Origin of the sequence: Paenibacillus borealis (assembly GCF_000758665.1) — a bacterium.
GTDB lineage: Bacteria > Bacillota > Bacilli > Paenibacillales > Paenibacillaceae > Paenibacillus_AQ > Paenibacillus_AQ borealis.
The window spans coordinates 3,599,206-3,619,812 of sequence record NZ_CP009285.1 but is presented as its reverse complement, the minus strand read 5'-3'; the positions used below and the strand labels follow the sequence as shown (position 1 = coordinate 3,619,812).

General features: G+C 53.0%; 19 protein-coding genes. 1 reads left to right on the top strand and 18 read right to left on the bottom strand.

Translation table 11 applies throughout. The annotated features are described in order from the left end of the window. Nucleotides 1-4 precede the first annotated feature (4 nt). Nucleotides 5-865: a DegV family protein gene (locus PBOR_RS15090; RefSeq protein WP_042212934.1), complete on the bottom strand. Its 861-nt coding sequence runs from the start codon at nt 863-865 to the stop codon at nt 5-7. 60 nt (nt 866-925) lie between these two features. Beyond that, nucleotides 926-2,704 carry a DAK2 domain-containing protein gene (locus PBOR_RS15085; protein ID WP_042212932.1) on the bottom strand — a complete coding sequence of 593 codons (1,779 nt, stop codon included), beginning with the start codon at nt 2,702-2,704 and terminating at the stop codon, nt 926-928. A gap of 191 nt (nt 2,705-2,895) precedes the next feature. Here PBOR_RS15085 and rpmB point away from each other — a divergent pair, with 191 nt between their 5' ends. Beyond that, nucleotides 2,896-3,084, top strand: a complete 189-nt coding sequence (rpmB, locus tag PBOR_RS15080; RefSeq protein WP_019911441.1) for a 50S ribosomal protein L28 — start codon at nt 2,896-2,898, stop codon at nt 3,082-3,084. 99 nt (nt 3,085-3,183) lie between these two features. Here the strand turns inward: rpmB and spoVM are convergent, their stop codons facing one another. From spoVM to PBOR_RS15000, 16 genes are all read right to left on the bottom strand, one after another. Next, nucleotides 3,184-3,264: a stage V sporulation protein SpoVM gene (gene spoVM / locus PBOR_RS15075; protein ID WP_020431362.1), complete on the bottom strand. Its 81-nt coding sequence runs from the start codon at nt 3,262-3,264 to the stop codon at nt 3,184-3,186. Nucleotides 3,265-3,435: 171 nt separating this feature from the next. Next, complete coding sequence (rpe, locus tag PBOR_RS15070) at nt 3,436-4,104, bottom strand: ribulose-phosphate 3-epimerase (RefSeq protein ID WP_042212929.1); 669 nt, start codon at nt 4,102-4,104, stop codon at nt 3,436-3,438. A gap of 4 nt (nt 4,105-4,108) precedes the next feature. Beyond that, nucleotides 4,109-5,014 carry a ribosome small subunit-dependent GTPase A gene (gene rsgA, locus PBOR_RS15065; protein WP_042212928.1) on the bottom strand — a complete coding sequence of 302 codons (906 nt, stop codon included), beginning with the start codon at nt 5,012-5,014 and terminating at the stop codon, nt 4,109-4,111. Between the two features lie 118 nt (nt 5,015-5,132). Then, a complete protein-coding gene (pknB, locus tag PBOR_RS15060; protein WP_042212926.1) occupies nt 5,133-7,352 on the bottom strand; it encodes a Stk1 family PASTA domain-containing Ser/Thr kinase in 2,220 nt (739 codons plus the stop codon). Then, the gene (locus PBOR_RS15055) at nt 7,349-8,125 is read right to left on the bottom strand and encodes a Stp1/IreP family PP2C-type Ser/Thr phosphatase (RefSeq protein WP_042212923.1); all 777 of its coding nucleotides are present in this window, start codon (nt 8,123-8,125) and stop codon (nt 7,349-7,351) included. Before PBOR_RS15055 ends, pknB begins: the two co-directional genes overlap by 4 nt. A 6-nt stretch (nt 8,126-8,131) precedes the next feature. After that, the gene (rlmN, locus tag PBOR_RS15050) at nt 8,132-9,172 is read right to left on the bottom strand and encodes a dual-specificity RNA methyltransferase RlmN (RefSeq protein ID WP_042212921.1); all 1,041 of its coding nucleotides are present in this window, start codon (nt 9,170-9,172) and stop codon (nt 8,132-8,134) included. A 151-nt stretch (nt 9,173-9,323) separates the two neighbouring features. Next, nucleotides 9,324-10,790, bottom strand: coding sequence for a 16S rRNA (cytosine(967)-C(5))-methyltransferase RsmB (gene rsmB, locus PBOR_RS15045; RefSeq protein WP_281192325.1), 1,467 nt, complete (start codon nt 10,788-10,790; stop codon nt 9,324-9,326). After that, nucleotides 10,787-11,725, bottom strand: coding sequence for a methionyl-tRNA formyltransferase (gene fmt / locus PBOR_RS15040; RefSeq protein WP_042212919.1), 939 nt, complete (start codon nt 11,723-11,725; stop codon nt 10,787-10,789). Before fmt ends, rsmB begins: the two co-directional genes overlap by 4 nt. A 5-nt stretch (nt 11,726-11,730) precedes the next feature. Next, nucleotides 11,731-12,216 (bottom strand): peptide deformylase, encoded by a 486-nt coding sequence (gene def / locus PBOR_RS15035; protein WP_042212916.1) that lies wholly within the window; start codon nt 12,214-12,216, stop codon nt 11,731-11,733. A 148-nt stretch (nt 12,217-12,364) separates the two neighbouring features. Next, nucleotides 12,365-14,896 (bottom strand): primosomal protein N', encoded by a 2,532-nt coding sequence (gene priA / locus PBOR_RS15030; RefSeq protein ID WP_042212914.1) that lies wholly within the window; start codon nt 14,894-14,896, stop codon nt 12,365-12,367. Further along, nucleotides 14,896-16,128, bottom strand: a complete 1,233-nt coding sequence (coaBC, locus tag PBOR_RS15025; RefSeq protein ID WP_042212911.1) for a bifunctional phosphopantothenoylcysteine decarboxylase/phosphopantothenate--cysteine ligase CoaBC — start codon at nt 16,126-16,128, stop codon at nt 14,896-14,898. The genes priA and coaBC overlap by 1 nt, the downstream gene beginning before the upstream one ends. A gap of 496 nt (nt 16,129-16,624) precedes the next feature. Further along, nucleotides 16,625-16,825 carry a DNA-directed RNA polymerase subunit omega gene (gene rpoZ, locus PBOR_RS15020; RefSeq protein WP_042212908.1) on the bottom strand — a complete coding sequence of 67 codons (201 nt, stop codon included), beginning with the start codon at nt 16,823-16,825 and terminating at the stop codon, nt 16,625-16,627. A 54-nt stretch (nt 16,826-16,879) separates the two neighbouring features. Beyond that, nucleotides 16,880-17,449 (bottom strand): guanylate kinase, encoded by a 570-nt coding sequence (gmk, locus tag PBOR_RS15015; RefSeq protein WP_042212906.1) that lies wholly within the window; start codon nt 17,447-17,449, stop codon nt 16,880-16,882. An 18-nt stretch (nt 17,450-17,467) separates the two neighbouring features. Next, nucleotides 17,468-17,728 (bottom strand): extracellular matrix/biofilm regulator RemA, encoded by a 261-nt coding sequence (remA, locus tag PBOR_RS15010; protein WP_006209218.1) that lies wholly within the window; start codon nt 17,726-17,728, stop codon nt 17,468-17,470. Between the two features lie 51 nt (nt 17,729-17,779). Continuing rightward, nucleotides 17,780-18,679, bottom strand: a complete 900-nt coding sequence (locus PBOR_RS15005; protein WP_042212903.1) for a YicC/YloC family endoribonuclease — start codon at nt 18,677-18,679, stop codon at nt 17,780-17,782. Nucleotides 18,680-18,717: 38 nt separating this feature from the next. Beyond that, nucleotides 18,718-20,592 (bottom strand): bifunctional homocysteine S-methyltransferase/methylenetetrahydrofolate reductase, encoded by a 1,875-nt coding sequence (locus PBOR_RS15000; RefSeq protein WP_042212901.1) that lies wholly within the window; start codon nt 20,590-20,592, stop codon nt 18,718-18,720. Nucleotides 20,593-20,607: the final 15 nt, after the last annotated feature.

Below are 20,607 nucleotides of genomic sequence, written 5' to 3'. Positions count from 1 at the left end.
TATACTAGGCGGGCCAGATGAATACGGCTAAGGTCCCGTTGCCGACATGGCTGCCTACGACAGGGCCGATGTTGGTCAGTACCTTCTCTTCTATGGTGAAATGCCCGGACAATTCCTTGAGGAATTCTTCGCCGGAAGCCGGTTCAGCCGTATGACCCACGGCCACATTGATTTTGTTCACACCCGGCAGATCTGCCTTGAACAGCTCGATCATGCGGGCAACTGCCTTCTTGCGGCCTCTAACCTTCTCTACCGCATAGATGATTCCTTCTGCATCGATCGACAGGATCGGCTTGATATTGAGCAGCGTACCCAGGATGGCGGACGCTTTGCCGATTCTGCCTCCCTTCTGGAGATACTCCAGCGTATCCACCAGGAAGTACAGCTTGCGCGATTTGCGCAGACTCTCTACCTGCTCCAGGATTTCCTCCGGCGCTTTGCCCTGACCGGCCATTCTCGCGGCTTCCACTACCATGAACCCGAATCCGTATGAAGCGGACAGGGAGTCAACCACGGTGATCAACTCCCCCTCCTCTTCCAGCATGGATTTGGCCAGGACTGCGGATTGATAGGTTCCGCTAAGTCCGGAGGAGATATGGAAGGACAGGATCGGACTTCCCGGATAACGTTCCTGAATACTGCGGTATACGTTCATATATTCGACCGGCGACGGCTGTGAGGTGGTCGGCAATTGCGGCGAGCGGGGAAGACGCTCATAGAACTGCTCCGGAGTCATATCCAGATTATCCCGGAAAGCCTCTTCGCCGAACATCAGGGTCAGCGGAACGACTTCAATGCCGTACTGATCCGCCAAGGCAGGCGGGATATCGGATGTGCTGTCGGTAACGATTAAGGTACGATTCATGGATTTCCTCCCCATACTATGATTTAGCTGATCCACTCTGCTTGCTTAGGTCTATGGTGTCTATGGCTCCACTGAGAAAAGATAGTAATACAGCGGCTGGCCGCCATCATGAACTTCAACTTCTACCTGCGGGTACGTTTCTTCCAGCCAGGTGCTGAGAGCATCCGTAACATCTGCTTCGGCATCCGCACCAGTCAGCACCGTAACGATCTCGTCACCGTTCACCAGCATGCTTGCCAGCAGCTGCTTGTTTACCGCAAGTAATTCATCGGCAGCAGCAACGATCTTGGAGTTCGAAATTCCGATATACTGCCCGGCTTTGATCTCCAGCTCTTCAATGACTGTATCCCGCACTGCGTTGGTAACTTGTCCCGATTTGACCTGTGCGATAGCCTCCAGCATGTTGCTGGTGTTGGCATCAACAGCTTCCTCTTCCTGGAAGGCAAAGGCGGCCGAGATTCCCTGAGGAATGCTCTTGCTCGGGATCACCGTGATGTCACGTTCGCCCTCCAGCAGTTCCTTGGCCTGCTGCGCAGCCAGTACGATATTGGAGTTATTCGGCAGAATGTAGATATGCTTCGCTGAAATGGAAGAGATCGCATTAACGAAATCCTCCGTGCTGGGATTCATCGTCTGGCCGCCGGCCAGGATGGCATCCACGCCCAGGCTGCGGAAGATATCGGAGATTCCATCGCCCGAAGAGACTGCAATGAAGCCGTATGGTGCGAGATCATCCGCGGGAGGAACCGCCGGCGACTGCACGCTGGCCTTCTCTTCCGGAATATCGGCGAATACATCCGGCATTGGAGCAATATCCATTCCGGCGGTCAGCAGATCGCGGTGCTGCTCACGCATGTTAAGAATATGAATCTGCGTGATCTCACCGTGCATCAGCGCCAGGTTAAGCACCTCTCCGGGAGTCTTCGAATGAACATGCACCTTGATGGTTTCATCATCCGAAATTACAATAATAGAGTCGCCGTTAACTGACAACGCTTTCCGAAAAACTTCTTCATCAAAATCTGATTTCACAGATGCGCCAAGCTGGCGGTTGATGAAAAATTCCATATCATATAGAAATTCGATGTCTTCCGTAGAGAGCTGGGATTGCGCGGAAGACTGTACGGAGGACAATACATTCTCAGGTTTGGTCAGTACCGCTGCAGGAATTGGTGCAGGAACTGAGGCTTGTCCTTGTACAGGGGTCTGCACAGCGGCTGATCCGCTGGTTAGATACTGGTGGAAACCTTCATAGATGTAGACCAGTCCCTGGCCGCCGGAATCCACAACACCAACCTGCTTGAGCACAGGCAGAAGCTCCGGTGTATTGGCTAACGCTTCCTTGGCTTTGGACAGCACTTCGGTCATCAGCTCGGTAACATCCGTAGTGCGGCGCGCATAATACACTGCATGTCTTGCAGCTTCTTTGGCGACAGTAAGGATCGTACCTTCAACCGGTTTAACCACTGCTTTGTAGGCTGTATCTACGCCAGTCTGCAGTGCTGCAGCGAACTGCTGCGTGTTCAATTCTTCATATTGGGCTGCATAACGTCCAAGACCTCTGAATAACTGCGACAAAATAACGCCGGAGTTCCCCCGCGCGCCCATCAGGAGTCCTTTGGAGAGCACTCCTGCACATTGGCCTACAGAGGCAGTATTATTTTTCTTCAATTCATTCGCGCCTGCGGTCATCGTCAGATTCATGTTTGTTCCCGTATCTCCGTCCGGAACCGGAAAAACATTTAAAGAATTGACATGCTCCGCATGCTGCTGCAGCTTTTCCGCACCAAATAGTACCATTGCGGTAAAATCTGTTCCGTTTATAGAACGCTTACTCAATGAGAATTCCCCTTCCTAACTTCATGCCTAATCAATTCTATGATTAACTGGACATAATGCACTAATTTATATTGTACTATAAGAGCGAAAAGAAATAAATGTTTTTGAATCGGTTGACGTAGCAAATTTTGCTGTGATATTATATTTAAGTATTGTTTTACGCAGGTGTAAGTAACAAGGAGGTGTAATCTATGTCCCGCAAATGTACAGTAACAGGCAAGAAACCGGGCAGCGGCAACCACGTGTCTCACGCAAACAACCGCAACCGTCGCTCTTGGGGAGTTAACGTTCAGAAGGTCCGTATCCTAGTGAACGGCAAACCGAAACGCGTGTACGTCAGCACCCGTGCTTTGAAAGCCGGTAAAGTTGAACGCGTTTAGTCTTGGATTAATCTAGGACCTAGCGATATCTCATATGAAGCAAAAAGCACCCTTTACATTCGTAAGGTGCTTTTTTTCATGTTTTCTGTTCTCTCTGACTCAGCTTTTCTGAAAAGTGTTCAAAATCGCTTTAACAAAACCTCCCAAAAATCTTGGCAGCTTGAACGTGTAAAATTTCATGATTAACCCTCCCATCAATTCATGCCGTGCAGTAGGAGACTATCCTGTCATGATGTGTATACCAACGAACTGCAGACCTCCCTTATTGTATAAAAAAAGGCTACATGAGATTTCTGCTCATGTAACCATATTTATGCGGGTATAACTTGGCCTATACCTAAGCGCTCCGGATTAAAGGACAGCACCATCCGCCGCCTCACGTATCACCCGGATTGCACCTGCACGGTCACTGCGTCCGAAGACCGCATTGCCCGCTACCAGAACATCAGCTCCTGCTTCAGCTACGAGAGATGCTGTAGCTTCAGCTATCCCTCCGTCCACCTCAATCCGCAGCCCTTTATGATTGATCTCACCGGCCCATTCGCGAATCTGTGTGATCTTACGCAGCATACGCGGGATGAAGGCCTGTCCGCCAAATCCCGGATTGACTGTCATGACCAGCACCAAATCAACATCCTCAAGCACTTCACGCACAGCAGCTGCCGGGGTACCCGGATTAATCGCCACACCCGCCATCAGGCCGAGCTCTTTGATCTGATGAACTACACGGTGCAGATGCACACAAGCTTCCGCATGTACCGTGATTACAGAGGCTCCTGCAGCGGCAAAATCAGCAATATACCGTTCCGGATTCTCGATCATCAGATGAACATCAAGCGGCAAGGAGGTATGGGCTTTGACCGCTGCCGTAATGGCAGGTCCCAGGGTAATGTTCGGCACAAAATGACCGTCCATCACATCTACATGAATCCAATCCGCACCGCTGGCTTCGGCTTCGGCAACCTCTGCGCCAAGGGCTGCGAAATCTGCTGACAATATAGAAGGAGCAATAATAACCATGTGTTTAGTACCTCCGCTTTTTATCTTTCATTTCGTTGTAGAACAGCTTGTAATGCTCATAGCGGCTGGCCGCTATATCTCCGTCCTGCAATGCCTCGATAACTTTGCAGCCCGGTTCGTGAAGATGGCTGCAGCCGCGGAATTTGCAGTTCTCCGCATAGGAAGCGAACTCACGGAAGCATTCTGACAATTCATCCACACCCAGCTCCAGAAAGTCCAGCTGGCTGAACCCTGGTGTATCGGCTACGAATCCGCCATTTCCAATATCCATCAATTCAACATGACGTGTCGTATGACGCCCGCGTCCGAGCCGCAGGCTGATTTCCCCTGTCTCCAGCTCAAGGCCCGGTACTAGGCGGTTCAACAGTGTTGACTTCCCTACACCGGACTGGCCCGAGAATACACTGATGATTCCGCCCAGGCGCTTCCGCAGCTCATCAGCGCCTGATCCGTTCAGTGAGCTCGTGACCATCACTTCATAGCCAATTTGTTCATATAGAGCCTTGACTGCTTCTGTAGCCTGGCCTTCATCATCCGCCAGATCCTGCTTGGTCAGTACAATCAGCGTGTCCAGTCCCGAATGCTCGATATGAACGAGAAATTTGTCCAGCAGGTTGAGGTTCATATCCGGTTCCCGTACAGAGAACAGCAGTACGGCCAGCTTCACGTTCGCTACCTGCGGACGGATCAGTTCGGATTCACGGGGAAGGAGTTCATCCACCATGCCCTCCCCGTTCTCAGTCAGCATATAGATAATCCGGTCACCAACCAGAGGAGCGATTCCTTTTTTCTTCAGAATCCCGCGTCCCCGGCACTGTACAGCCTCTTCCTCCGTTGCGATCTGTCCATCCCTGAGCGGCTTCACATAATAATATCCGCTAAGTGCTTTAATAATGATTCCTTCAGGCATACATATTGAGCCTTCCTCTCCTGATTTTGCGCAAATGACCCAAGATTGTATCCCCCGGGTCATTTCGCCGCTCCAGCTGTAACGGTGTTGACGCCGTCCAGCTGAAGCTTATCTCTTATTATTTATTTTTGCTTTTGCCCTTGCCCTTGCCATTTCCATTATTATTTCCTTGAGAAGCGGCAAGCAGTTTATTATTATTTTCTTTGCCCGGAATGAAGCCGGTCTGATCTCCCTGACCTGTCTCTTCGCCTTCTCCGGCACCCGGCGGCAGAATCTCAGGTTCTATCGTAGGCTCAGCCGGAGGTTCAGTAGGTGCAACGGTCGGCTCAGGAGTCTGAGTCTGAACCGGAGGAGGCTCAGGGGTCTGTACATTGTTATTCTTGACATCCACATAAGTTATAGGATAGGTCTCGAGGAATTCCCCGTCCCGGTATACGGAAACCATCCCGTCCTTGTTGGGAGCAAGCACCATGTTCACAGATAAGGTCTGACTTTTGCCAATCGTGCGTGTGCCCCACTCCTGGTTCTCGCCATTATTACGCGCATCTGCAAAGACAATCCGGATTTTGCTTCTTTGGCCGTCCACGGCCGGTGCAACTGGAACCGGGAAGGTATATTCCAGTGCTTCCGGAGGATAACCGGTACTGAGGTAAATGGTTATTTTCTCTCCGGGAGTAACCTGATCCCCTTCCTCATATGCCCATTGCTTCGTGACTTTGCCCTTCTCATAAGTGAAGCTGGGCTCTTCCTTAACCTCATCCAGCACAAGGCCGGCTTTCTCAATCGCTGCTTTGGCTTCCTTCTCTGTCATTCCGAGGAGGCCCGGCATATTCGTGCTCTCTTTCCCCTTACTCACGATCAGCTTAACCGTTACTGTCTCAGGATCATACTCACTATTTGCCGCAGGCTCAGAGCTGATTACTTTGCCTTTGTCAAAATCCTCACTGTAACGTTCGTCCGGAGTGATTTTATTCTGGGCTATACCTAGCGCAATTAACTCTTTGACGGCATCATCATAGCTCATATTAGAAACATCCTTTAGCTTAGGCAGTACCTTGGCGGTACTTACTGTAAGGATAATATGCGTGCCTTCCTTGACCATCGTGTCAGTCTTGCTCTGTTTCCAGACGATATTTTCTGCAAAATTCGGATTGTATGCCTGCACCGGCGGCTCCTCTGCGAACAAGCCCACCTCTTCAAGCGCAGCTTTGGCTTCCTCAAAAGAAATACCGGTAACTACCGGCACCGCCACTTCATCCACGGACAATTTGGAGTTGACATACCAGACGACCCCGCCCATAGCGATCAGCAGTATAAGGGTAAGACTAATCCATAGTGCTGCACGGCCCGATTTGCGCTTGCCGGCTGGAGGAGGCGGAGCATCCTCCATACTGCGGACACGTTCATCTCCGCCGCCACGGCTGCCCAGACCCCGCTGGAGCGGCTTGATCGCCGGAATCACCCGCGTTCTGTCCTCATCATCGTCGTCGTGGAACAGCGCTTTGGCTTCACTCCGCCGTTCAGGCAGCAGACAGGTCTCCAGATCCTGCAGCATTTGCTTGGCGGACTGGTACCGTTCCTCCGGGTTCTTGCGCATCGATCTCAGAATTACATTCTCTACGCTTTGCGGAATCAGCGGATTCAGCAGACGCGGCTCCTCGAATTCCTCCTGCAGATGCTTCAGCGCTACACTAATCGGGCTTTCGCCCAGAAAAGGCAGCACTCCGGTAAGCATCTGATAGAGCACGATCCCCAGAGAATACAGGTCAGACTTCTCTCCCGTCGTCACACCTTTGGCATGCTCCGGCGAGAAATAGTGGACAGAACCGACCACAGAACCCGTCTGGGTTATCGTAGTGGATGTAACCGCCCGGGCAATCCCGAAATCCGTTACTTTGACCCGGCCATTACGGCCGATCAGAATATTATGAGGTTTAATATCGCGGTGAATGATCTGGTTCATATGCGCATGATCAAGCGCATCACAAATTTGTGAAGCAATCCGCACAGACTCATCGACCTGCAGCGGAGCCCGCTCTTTAATAATTTCGTTCAAATTCTTGCCTTCAATATATTCCATAACAATATAATGGACTTCATCTTCCTGGCCGACATCGTAAATGCTGACTACATTTGGATGAGATAACGATGCAGCTGATTGCGCCTCCCGCCGGAACCGGCGGATGAATTCCTCATCATGCACAAACTGGTTGCGCAATACTTTGATAGCAACATTCCGGTTAAGCAGAATGTCATGGGCTCTGTAGACGAGCGCCATGCCACCTCCGCCGATCCGTTCGATGACTTGGTAACGGCCGCCCAATTCGTGACCGATCATCTATCCCACTCCTTTGTCTCGGGCACTGCGGCCTCTCCTTGGTGTTCTAACATAGCAACGCTGATATTATCGTTGCCGCCGGCGAGCAATGCCAGCTGAAGTAATCGATCCGCTCTTTCTTCCAGAGAAATCTCATGAATTCCGGCTACCTTGGCTATATGGTCCTGACTGACGAAATTGCTGAGCCCGTCGCTGCACAGCAGCAGAAGCTCCCCAAGCGCAAGTGTAACATAAGCCAGATCCGCAGACACCACGGCATCCGTTCCCAGAGCCCTGGTCAGCACATTGCGGCGCGGATGGCTGCCCAGCTCCTCCAGGCTGATCTGGCCGTTCTTGAACAGCTCATTGACCAGCGTATGGTCCTCGGTTAGTTGTATTGCTGCACCGTCCTGAATGAGATACGCCCTGCTGTCTCCGATATGGCCGATATATCCTGCTGACCCTTTCAGCAGAGCAGCTACGATGGTAGTCCCCATGTTGTGGTATTTCTCATCGCTTTGAGCTTCTATGTGGACCGTGCGATTGGCTTCCATAATGGCGGCAGACAGCGCCTCCTTCAGCTCTGCCTCCGGAAGATCAGGCTGCAGCTGGTCCAGAATGTTCCTGACCGTCTCCAGTGCAATCCTGCTCGCGGTATCGCCAGCCAAATGTCCCCCCATCCCGTCGGCTATAATGCCGAGGGTATAACCGTGGCGCGTAGCGCCGATCCAGACCGAATCCTCATTGACGGTACGTACCCGGCCAATGTCGCTGGCTTGAACTGTTCTGATCAAATATCCTCACCCCAACTCCATATGTTTGGCACGCAGCTGACCGCATGCGGCCGCAATATCATGGCCTTGCTCACGGCGGATCGTGACGTTCACACCGTGATCGGCCAGTATACGCTGAAATTCAAAGATATCATTGCGGGAAGTCCGTACATACTTGCGCTCAGGCACATGGTTAACCGGAATCAGGTTCACATGGCAGAGCATGGTCTTAAGCACACCAGCTAATTCCTCGGCATGCTCAGGCTGATCGTTCACGCCGCCGATTAGGGCGTATTCGAAGCTAATCCGGCGGCCTGTCTTGGCCTGGTAATAGCGCAAAGACTCGATTACGTCATCGAACGGATAACGGCGGTTAACCGGCATCAGCTTGGAACGGAGCGTATCATTAGGAGCATGAATCGAGATCGCCAGATTAATCTGCGTATCTTCGTCAGCAAACTTGTAAATATTCGGCACAATCCCGCTGGTCGATACTGTAATATGGCGCTGGCCAATGTTCAGGCCCTTCTCATGAATCATTAAGCGCAGGAATCTCATAGTCGCGTCGTAGTTCTCGAAAGGCTCGCCGGTACCCATGATAACAATGCTGCTGACACGTTCGCCGCGGGCATCAAGAATCTGCTGGGAACGGACAACCTGAGCCACAATCTCCCCTGCAGTCAGATCACGCTTCAAGCCTCCAAGCGTCGACGCGCAGAAGGTACAGCCGATCCGGCAGCCCACCTGGGTAGTTACACATACGCTGTTGCCGTAATTGTGCTTCATAATAACTGTTTCGATCGCATGATCATCATGCAGGCCGAACAGGAATTTCACAGTGCCGTCTTTGGATTCCAGCTTAGTAATTTCAGTCAGAGCCGAAATACTGAACTGCTCCGCCAGCTTACCCCGCAGTGCCTTGGAGAGATTGCTCATCGATTCGAAATCATTCACACGCTTCACATACAGCCAGTCAAAAATCTGTCCGCCGCGAAAAGCCGGCTCTCCGTTATCCTTGGCCCACTGCTGCAACTCTTCTAAAGAAAAATCATATATTAAAGGTTTCATTGTTATTAGCACCTGTTCTTTCATAAATTATATGCGTATTATTTCTCATTCTTCCTATTTTAACACAAATTCCAGAGCCGGTAAAAGAAAAGCCCGCCGCGCAAAACCTCTGCGGGGCGGGAAGCTGTAATTCCATGCAGAAATCACTATATTACGAGAGTCGCTCCAGCCGGGCAATATAGAATCCGTCGCTTCCGAAATGATGGGGAAGCAGCTGTATTCCATCGCCTGCGGCAATTGCGGTTCCCTCTAGCCGTTCCCAGACGGCTGTCTTGAAGCTGACCGGAGCGAAGCCGGGATTATGCTCCAGGAAATCCCTGATAATCCGGCTGTTCTCCGCCTGTTCCGTAGTGCAGGTGCTGTAAACTAGTATACCTCCCGGCTTCAGTAGCCCGGCGACAGACTGCAGAAGCTCATGCTGCAGTGTTGCTACGCTGTCCACATCTCCGGGCTGCTTCCGCCACTTCAAATCCGGCTTGCGCCGGATCACCCCAAGCCCCGAGCAAGGTGCATCCAGCAGAATCCGGTCGAAGGATTCCGGCTGGAGGGCGGCACCCAGCCGGAGGGCATCGCCGCTTAAGGTAGCAATGCAATCCAGACCCAGACGGGCCGCCTGATCGGCGATAAGCTTCGCCTTATGCTCATGCAGATCATTGGCAAGTATAGATCCTTCATCCTTCATCAGCTCGCCCATGTGCGCGCTTTTGCCTCCGGGAGCGGCACAACAGTCCAGCACCTTCATCCCGGCTTCTGGTGCTACAACCTCAGCCACCAGCATCGAGCTCTCATCCTGTACAGAGAGATAGCCGTCCCTGTACCAGGAGGTCAGTGCCAGATTGCCGCCTCCCTTAACAATAAGCCCGAAGGGGCTGACCTTAGATTCAGAGGCATCCAGGCCGGCTTCGAGCAGCTCAGCCAGCAGCGCCTCACGGCTGATCATGGTCGTATTTACGCGGACACTGACCGCCGGCGGTTCATTGTTCGCGGCACACATAGCCTCCGCTGTGTCCGGGCCATATTCCGCAGACCACCGCTGCACCATCCAGAGCGGATGCGAGTGAAGAATTGAGATCCGCTCCTCCCGGCTGATTTCCTCCGGCAATACCGGCAGTTCCCCGGCCCGCAGTACGCTGCGAAGCACGCCGTTGACCATGCCGGAGATTCCCTGATGGCCGCGTTTCTTGGCTATATTCACAGCCTCATTAACCGCTGCATGCGAAGGAACCCGGTCCAGATACATAATCTGGTACAGGCTCAGACGCAGCAAATTACGCACCCAGGGCTGAAGCTTGGCAAGTCCCTTGCTCACGAAACCGCCCAGCACATAATCCAGTGTAATCATCCGTGATATACTTCCGTACACCAACTCCGTAGCCAGTCCGGTATCTTCACGGCTCAGATCCGCCTTCTGCAGGCTGCTGCCCAGCAGAAGATTACTGTATGCCCCCTGCTGCTCTACGCGGACAAGGATATCAAGTGCAACCTCGCGCGCAGTAGCTGCTGCGGGCGGTTTACCGCCCGGCTTCTTCTTGCCTGCTCCTCTGGCTTGACCGCCCGGAGCAGAGGTATTACCGGCGGATTGGATGCGCGGTCCGCCGCCTTTGCCGCCCGCGCTCAACCCAGCACCGCGCCAGGCTTAAGACTAGCACCGCGGCTGAAATCTGCCGCGCTCATCGCTTTTTTGCCGGCTGGCTGTACCGTTGTCAGCAGGAGAATACCGTCGCCGGTCTTCACTTCAACACCGCGTTCGCTCACTGACAGTACGGTGCCCGGTTCAGCGCTTCCGCCTGCATTTCCCGCAGACGGCTTCGCCGCTGCCCACACCTTGAAGGTCTCGCCGTTCCACAGGGTGAAGGCACCCGAGAACGGTACCAGCCCGCGGATACGGTTATAGGTTGCCAGTGACCCGGCCGTCCAGTCGATCCGTTCATCTTCGCGGCTGAGATTCGGCGCATAAGTTGCCTCGCTGTCATCCTGCACGGCCGCCTCTACACGCCCTGCCGCCAGCCGCGGCATTTCAGCCTTCAGCAGGTCACGTCCGGCAAGACTCAGCTTGTCGAACATGGTGCCTGAGGTATCTTCATCCTCAATCGGCACCTCTACCCGCGAGATCATATCTCCGGTATCCAGTCCTTCTGCCATGTACATCAGCGTTACACCTGTTACCTTCTCGCCGTTAATGATGCAGCGCTGTATCGGTGCACCGCCGCGGTATTTCGGCAGCAGCGAGCCATGAACATTCACACATCCGTTCTTCGGCAGTTCCAGTACACTCTTCGGCAGAATCTGCCCGTAAGCCGCTGTTACAATCAGATCCGGCTCATAGGCAGCCAGTTCAGCTACCGCTTCCGGGCGCCGCATCCGTTCGGGCTGAAGAACCGGCAGCCCCAGTTCAAGAGCAGCCTCCTTCACAGGTGAAGGCGCAAGCATCTTCTTGCGTCCTTGCGGACGGTCCGGCTGGGTAACCACTGCGACTACCTCATAGCCTTCCTCCAGCAGCATCCGCAGGGAGGGTACCGCAAAAGCCGGCGTTCCCATGAACACTATCTTCATTTCACTCACTCCTCAGTTTCACTGCGTTCTGCTGTATACTCATATACCTTCTCGGCAATATCCGTGAACAGCACACCGTTCAGGTGATCGATTTCATGCTGAAAAGCCCGTGCGAGCAAGCCGCTTCCGGTAATTGTAACTTCATTGCCTTCACGGTCCAGACCGCGTACGGTTACTGTCTCTGCACGGCGTACATCACCGTTCAAGCCGGGAATACTCAGGCATCCTTCGGGTCCGAACTGCTCCCCGTCCATGCTGATAATCTCAGGGTTAATCAGCTTGATCAATCCATGCTCTTCATCGGCATCTACTACGATCAGCCGCTTCAGAATTCCAACCTGCGGTGCTGCGAGACCAACGCCTTCCGCGTCATACATCGTATCCGCCATATCGTCGAGCAGTTTTTGCACATTCGGGGTTACAGTTGTTACGGTCTTTGCTTTCTTGTGTAATACTTCATCCGGTTCTTTCACGATCAGCCTGATTGCCATTACAAAAACACCATCCTTGTTCTGAACATGTCTATAGTATATAAAATGAAAAAAATCACTCTTTCATTTCATAGTAAAGCACCTGAGTAAACAATGAACATCTATCATTCAGACAAAACTGCCTTACCCATTGTAACACGCCGGGAGATTACATCAACATCTGCGGGTCCACATCTATGCTGATCTGCAGTCCTTTGTCACGGACAGAGTCCTCCAGCTCCTCTGCCACCTGACGGGCCAGTCCGATTGCATCGATCGCACCGCGCCATTTAATGATGCATTGAAATCTGTACCGGCCTTTGAGCCGCGGCAAGGGTGACGCCACCGGACCCAGCAGATCCAGCGCATCCGAGGAGAGCTTGTCCAGACTTCCATACCAGCGCAGCTGCCTTGCCTTGCCCTGGATATTCAGGGCATAATTCTCCGCCAGCTTCAGCAGCAGCGGAAGCTGCTCATGCGACAGCGTGACCAGAATCAGCCGGCAATAGGGCGGATAATGCAGCTCCTTGCGGTGCTTCAGTTCATCCCGCACGAACGATCTGTAATCATGCCCGCTGGCATGGATGATCGAATAATGCTCCGGTGTATACGACTGCACAACCACCTCGCCGGGCAGCTGATGTCTCCCTGCTCTGCCGGCAACCTGAGTTAGCAGCTGGAACGTCTTCTCCGCCGCCCGGAAATCCGGCAGATTCAGCGCCGAGTCCGCAGTGATTACACCGACCAGGGTGACATCAGGGAAGTCGAGCCCTTTGGCCACCATTTGCGTTCCCAGCAGCACATCGGCCTTCTTATCCCTGAACTGGTTCAGCAGCTTCTCATGTGAACCCTTCTCCGTAGTTGTATCCACATCCATACGGATTACTCGGATACCTGGAAACAGCTTGCCGAGCTCTTCCTCGACTCTCTGGGTCCCTGTCCCGAAGAAGCGGATATGCTCGCTGCCGCATTCGGGACACAGCTTAGGTGCAGGCTCGGCATGGCCGCAGTAATGGCAGCGCAGATTGTCGCTGCGGCTGTGATAAGTCAGTGAGATATCACATTCCGGACAACCGGCGACATATCCGCAGCTCCGGCACATGACGAAGGTGGAGAACCCTCTGCGGTTCAGCAGAAGTACGGTCTGCTCTCCGCGTTCCAGCCTGCTCACCAGGGCAGCATGCAGCCTGCGGCTGAACATGGAGCGGTTGCCTTCCTTCAGCTCATCACGCATGTCGACCACAGCCACTTTGGGCAGCTCATTGCCGAGTGCACGGCTTGGCATCTCCAGCAGAATCGGCGAGAAATGAATATCGCTCTGTGATCTGGCTGCGTGATAGCTCTCCAGCGAAGGCGTTGCCGAGCCAAGAATTACAACTGCCCCGCCCTGTTCAGCTCTGCGGACCGCAACATCACGGGCATGGTATTTCGGATTCTCTTCCTGCTTATAGGAGCCTTCATGCTCTTCATCCATAATGATCAGGCCCAGATTGGCAAACGGAGCAAACACTGCCGAGCGCGCGCCGACAGCAACCATCGCTTTGCCCTCACGGATCTTGCGCCATTCGTCGTAGCGTTCTCCGACAGACAGCCGGCTGTGCATCACCGCTACTCCGCTGCCGAACCGGCCTTTGAACCGTTCAACCATCTGCGGGGTCAGGGCAATTTCCGGCACCAGCACTACAGCCTGGCGACCCTGCTCCACACAGCGCTGAATGCACTGCAGATAAATCTCCGTCTTCCCGCTGCCTGTTACCCCGTGCAATAAGAATACTTCATGCATTTGCTGCTCTACAGTTCCTACAATCCGCTTATAGACAACCTCTTGCTCCGCTGTCAGCGGCAACGGTGTGCTTGGCTTGAAGTCGCGTCCCTGGTAGGGATCACGGTATACTTCAATTTCACTAATCTCAATATAACCTTTGTCCTCCAGAGCCTTCACCGTACCGGCTGTTACCTGAAGAACCGACAGTACATTCTTGAGCGGCATGGGAAGTGTTGCCTCCATATCGATCAGGAATGACAGTACTTCCTTCTGGCGCGCCGAACGTGCCGGGAAGCCGGCCAGGGATTCCCGTGCTGCGGAGAGTCCGATAGCCAGATCAACGGCCTTCAGCTTCTTCTTGCCCATCTTGTCCTTGATGGATTGGCTCTCCGCCAATACACCGCGCCGCACCATGAACTTAACAGTTTCTGCCGCCTCAGGGAAGGTGCGGGTCAGCAGTTTCATGGATACTTCGCCGTGGCGTCTGACGAAGTCAGTAATCTGCTGCTCTTCATTGTCCGCCTCCAGGAAAAGCGGAAACAGCTCATCTCCGGGAGAATTGACCGTTTCCTCTGCATCGCCTAACGAGATCAGCCGCTCGGCTTTGCCCTTCAGGGCAGTCGGAAGCATAGCCTGCAGTGCGGAGATCCGTCTGCAGGCATATCTTTGGCTCATCCAGTCGCCCAGCTCTACCAGCTCCGGTGACAGCGGGGGCAGCAGATCGAGCACTTCCACAATCGGTTTCATTCTTGATACGCTGCCGGTCTCTCCCGACTCCAGTGATACAACAAACCCCTGAACCGTACGGGGTCCAAATGGAACCGCCACTCTGCTGCCCACTTCAATCCAAAGCTTCAGTGAATCCGGAATCAAATAGTCAAACGGCCGGTCGGTGCTGCGCACAGGAACATCGACAATGACCTTGGCAATATCCATTATAATAAGGCTCCGGCAACACGTTCAGCGGCGAGCTGCAGTACCCGGCGCGCCACCTCATCCTTAGAGACCAATGGAAGATCCAGAACGAGGCCGTTTGCATCATAGACCGACACAATGTTGGTATCCGTGCCGAATCCGGCACCTTCTACAGCAACATCATTAGCGACAATCAGATCCAGGTTCTTGCGGACCAGCTTGTCCTTTGCGTAATATTCGGCATTTCCGGTTTCGGCGGCAAACCCGATCAGGAATTGCTTGTCCTTCATTTTGCCGAGACTTTCCAGAATATCGGTTGTCTTCACCAATTCAAGCGTCATCGTGTCGCCGCTCTTCTTGATTTTGGACTCCGCGCTGTGTCTCGGACGGTAATCTGCGACTGCTGCCGCTTTAATGAGAATGTCACAATCGGCCCAGCGGTCTGTGACCGCTTCGTACATATCCTGCGCGGACTCTACGCGGACCAGCTCGATATCGGCATCGCGTGGCGGTGCTTCATCCGTCCGCGCAGCGATCAGGGTAACCTGGGCCCCCATGGCCCGTGCTGCCCGTGCCAGCGCAAAGCCCATTTTCCCGGAGGAATCATTGGAGATGTAGCGGACAGGATCGATGCGTTCAACCGTACCGCCGGCGGTAACCACTACCTTTTTGCCAGCGAGCGGCCCGGATTTCTTATCGTTCTGCAGCGCAAAGAAGTTCTCCACAACCTTCACGATGGCTTCCGGCTCTTCCAGGCGTCCTTTGCCTACATAACCGCAGGCCAGCAGTCCTTCTCCCGGCTCAATAAAGTGCACACCCCGCTTGTAAAGTGTATCAATATTACTTAATACCGCCGGGTGCTGATACATATGAACATTCATCGCAGGGGCTACCATTACAGGAGCTGTAGCGGCAAGCAGTGTAGTAGACAGCATATCATCTGCCAGCCCATGCGCCATTTTGGCAATAATATTCGCGGTAGCCGGTGCGATCAGGACCAGATCGGCCGAATCCGCCAGATCAATATGTGAGATGGAGGACGGGTCGCGTTCCTGAAAAGTATCGCTGTATACCCGTTGCTTGGACAATGACTGCAGTGTCAGTTCTGTAATGAACTGCTTGGCCGATGCTGTCATGATGACATGAACCTCGGCGCCTTGCTGGGTAAGCTTGCTGGTCAGGGCCGCCGCCTTATAAGCAGCAATACCTCCTGTGATTCCGAGTATAATCGACTTTCCTTGTAAACTCTTCAAACTGATCTCCCCCCTGTACCTCAATCTGTGCCCATTGTATATGCCGCTATGAAAAGAAGAAATGAAAATCTTCATATTTACGTCAAAAGGAAGCTGTATAGATTTCATTTAGTTTTTTGAATAAAGGAACTATCGCCACTGCGGTGATATTTGGACTTCCGGCCGCTGTTGTCCCCAGATTTCTTGATTTATACCCCGCTTATCGCGGTGGAAATCCGGTGACAAAGGCGGTCGCTGTCGCTCCTACAGTTCCAAAATCCCCTCCGCTGCTCCGTTCACTTCACTCAAAATTTCAAGTTTAATCTATTCCGCTTCATTATATCCTTATAAATAGAGAAAAAAATAACAACCTTCCGGTTGTCAGGAACAGCCCGGTGCGGGCTATTATCTATTTCATTTGCAGCTTAACTGGCTTAACTCAAGAAGAAACGGCTGCGCCATCCCTAAGCGGGATGGTTTCCGTTTCTGCTGTGAGCCTTGAGCCGGAACCTTAAGTCTATTCTTCGCCGCGGGTTACGATAATGCGGTCTTCATAGATCTCTTCAAGCGCAACACCAACATACTTGTGCGATCTCGGGTTCTTAATATCAGTCTTTCCGCCTTCACGGAGTGCTCTAGCCCGGCGGGCTGAAGCTACAACCAGGGAATACTTGCTGTCAACCTTGGTCACCAGTTCGTCAATGGATGGATATAGCACGTAAGACACCTCTTCACTTTTTACTGTAAATATGAACCAATCCTGTAGAGCCTGTCATCTCACCTTACAATGTTCGGCGATAATAATGCTTTCTATTCGCTTGCAGGCCAGATCGATCTCGTCATTCACTACTGCGTAATCATAATGCCGGATCAGGCCGATCTCATCCTCTGCAACAGACATGCGGTGGTTAATCACATCAGGATGCTCCGTACCGCGTCCGCGGATACGGTCCTTCAACTCGTCCATGGACGGAGGAAGAAGGAAGACAAAGATACCTTCGGGGAATTTGTCTTTGACTTTGAGAGCTCCCTGAACCTCGATTTCCAGAATAATATCTCTTCCGCTCTCGAGTGTTCTCTCCACAAAATCACGCGGAGTACCGTAATAATTGCCTACGTACTCCGCATATTCAAGCAGTTGGTCCGCTTCAATCATGTCCGCGAACTGCTCTCTGGATTTAAAAAAATAATTGACGCCGTTCTCTTCACCTGCACGCGGAGAGCGTGTGGTGGCAGAGACGGAGTAGACGAGTTCAGGCATCTTCGGCCGCAGCGCAGTGCAAACCGTACCTTTGCCGACGCCGGAAGGGCCGGATAATATGATCAGCAATCCTTTTGACATAGTACACTCCATTTGTTGTTATTCGTCGTTATCGTCATCTTTGCTGGATAGGCGGTGAGCAACGGTCTCCGGCTGAACGGCCGAGAGAATTACGTGATCGCTGTCTGTAATGATGACGGCCCGCGTCCGTCTTCCGTAGGTGGCGTCGATCAGCATGTGCCGGTCTCTGGCCTCCTGAATAATTCGCTTGATCGGTGCAGATTCCGGGCTGACAATGGAAATAATGCGGTTGGCCGACACTATATTCCCAAAGCCGATGTTGATTAATTTGATTGCCATGTTCCGGTTGTTCCCCCCATAAGTTACATCTTTGCTTGTTTCAGGTCCCTGTTATTCTAAGTTCGCCGCTTGTTCGCGTATCTTCTCAAGCTCTGCCTTCATATCAAGCGTGAGATTCACGATATTCAGATGATTGCACTTCGACCCGATGGTGTTGGTCTCCCTGTTCATCTCCTGAATGAGAAAATCAAGTTTGCGTCCCGCAGGCTCACCGCCAAGCAGCAAAGCCCTGCATTGCCCGAAATGGCTGTACAGCCGGGTAAGCTCCTCATCTATATTGCAGCGGTCGGCGAAAATAGCAATGTCCATGCCGATTTTATGCTCATCCCATGGGAAGCTCCCGTCATTCAGTCCGCTGAGCCGCTGCCGCAGCTTCTCGCGGTATTCATTCACAACCAAAGGCGCAAGCGCGGATATCCCGGCATGCAGCTCTTCCAGATGGTCAAGCCGGCGTGACAGATCAGCGGCCAAGTACCCGCCTTCACGGGCCCGCATCTCCAGCAAGGCCTCCAGACTAAGCCCCAGCCCCTTCTTGAGGAGCTCTGCAACTTCTTCAGAGGGGGCCGCCGCTGCAGCAAGCGGAGTCTCTTCCTTGAGTTCCATAACACCGGGCATAGAAAGTATATCACGGAGAGTCAACTCTCCCGGGAACCCGTACTCCCGGCTTAATATTTCTGCTGCGTCCAGATAGGCCTTCACCATAGTGCGGTTCAGCGCCTGGCCGTCAGCCGCTCCATCGGTGAGTTCTCTATTAATGATGACATCTACCCGTCCCCGTTTGATATGATTCTGCACAATTCTCCGCAGCATATCCTCATAACCCGTCCAATCCCGGGGCATCCGCAGCACAACTTCGCAGTAACGGTTATTCACCGATTTGACTTCGAAACTTATCTTGTGTCCACCGAATTGCAGGGATGACTGACCGTATCCGGTCATACTAAATGACAACGGAATCACATCCATTACACTATTGTAATTGATTCTTACTAGCGAAACAAGGGGGACAATTTGCGTCCCTGCTTCGCCCAGACATACTCCAGCAGCTGTACACTCATATCATAGAACATAAAAGGAGTAATCAGATAGATGCCGTTAAAATGCGCAGTCGCCGCATCCAGCAGCTCTTTGGCGATAAGGACACCTTCCGCGCGCCCTGCTTCCCCTTCCAGCCCCTGCATGCGGCTGCGGACCTCGGCGGAGAGCTGAATCCCCGGAACCTCATTATGAAGATACTCAGCGTTGCGGCCGCTCGCCAGCGGCATAATCCCGATAAAGATCGGAATATCAAGATGCTCTGTGGCCTTGGCAATCCGGGCAATCAATTCAGGATCATATACAGGCTGGGTCATAATGTAATCCGCACCGGATGCGATCTTCTTCTCCAGCCGCTCCACCGCCTTGTCCAAATGCTTGACATTGGGATTAAAGGCAGCACCAATCACAAACTTCGCCTTCTGTTTGAGCGGCTTGCCCGAGAAGGCTACCCCATCATTCAGCTGTCTGATCATACGTATAATTTCAAAAGAAGTCAGATCATAAATCGAACTGGACCCCGGCAGATCACCGAAACGCGCAGGATCACCGGTTACAGCCAGAACATGGTCAATGCCAAGGGCATCAAAGCCCATCAAATGCGACTGGGTACCAATCAGATTGCGGTCCCGGCAGGCAATATGCACCAGCGGACGCAGCCCTGTACGGGCCTGAACCAGATGTCCCAGCGCCATATTGCTCATCCGGGTAACAGCAAGCGAGTTGTCTGCCAGCGTCAGCGCATCCGCACCGGCTCTGCGCAGCGCTTCCGCTCCCCGCATGAACTTCGCGATGTCCAAATCACGCGGCGGGTCAAGCTCTACGATTACCGTATGCCGTTCCTTGACCAGATCCACAAGTGTCGGTTCAGCTCCGCCTTGTCCATCATCCTCACTCAAATGCTCATGCACAGAAATCCGTTCTGCCATTGTATGCTCATCAGGTTCCGGAAGCGGTTTAACCTCATACTCCTTGAGCGCAGCGGATATCTCCGCAATATGCCGGGGAGTGGTGCCGCAGCATCCTCCGATGATCCGGCTGCCCATATCCGCGAAGACCGGAGCCATCTGGCCGAAGTATTCCGGAGATGCCCCGTAGCGGTACTGGCCGTCCACATAATCTGCTACCCCTGCATTGGGATAGATTGATACTGGAAGCACAAGCCTCCCCTGAAGAGTACCCAGCGCACGCTTGATGCCGTTAGGCCCGGTGTTGCAGTTGAAGCCGATGACATCCGCCCCGTCCTGTTCCAGAATGCGGAATGCCTCAGGCAGTGTCAGCCCGTCCAGTGTGCGCGCTGAATCATCCACAGCCAGCTGGCAGATTACCGGAAGCTCGCTGAGCTTGCGGACGGTTCTAAGCGCCAGGTGAAGCTCCTCCACATCATAGAAGGTCTCCAGCATAATACCATCCGGCTGCTCTTCCAGCAGGGCGGCAATCTGCTGTGAGAAAAACCGCTTAAGCTCGGCCGAGGACAAATTAGCCCGTTTGCCGGCACGTATCGAGCCCACAGCCCCGACTACATATCCGTTCTCTCCGGCTGCAGTGCGGGCAATTCTTATCCCGGCACGGTTGATCTCCGCAACCTTCGATTCCAGCCCGAATTTGGAGAGCTTATCATAGTTTGCCGAATAGGTGTTACTCTCCAGCAGGACAGAACCGGCCTCTATATAGCTCCGGTGCACATCCTCAATCACCTCCGGAGAGGTCAGATTTAATTCCTCATAGGAGATGCCTACAGGGAAACCCTTTTGATATAAAAAGGTTCCCATCGCTCCGTCTCCGACCAATACGTTATTCTCCCATGCAGAACGCAAATCCGGCTTCACCGCAAGAACCTCCCC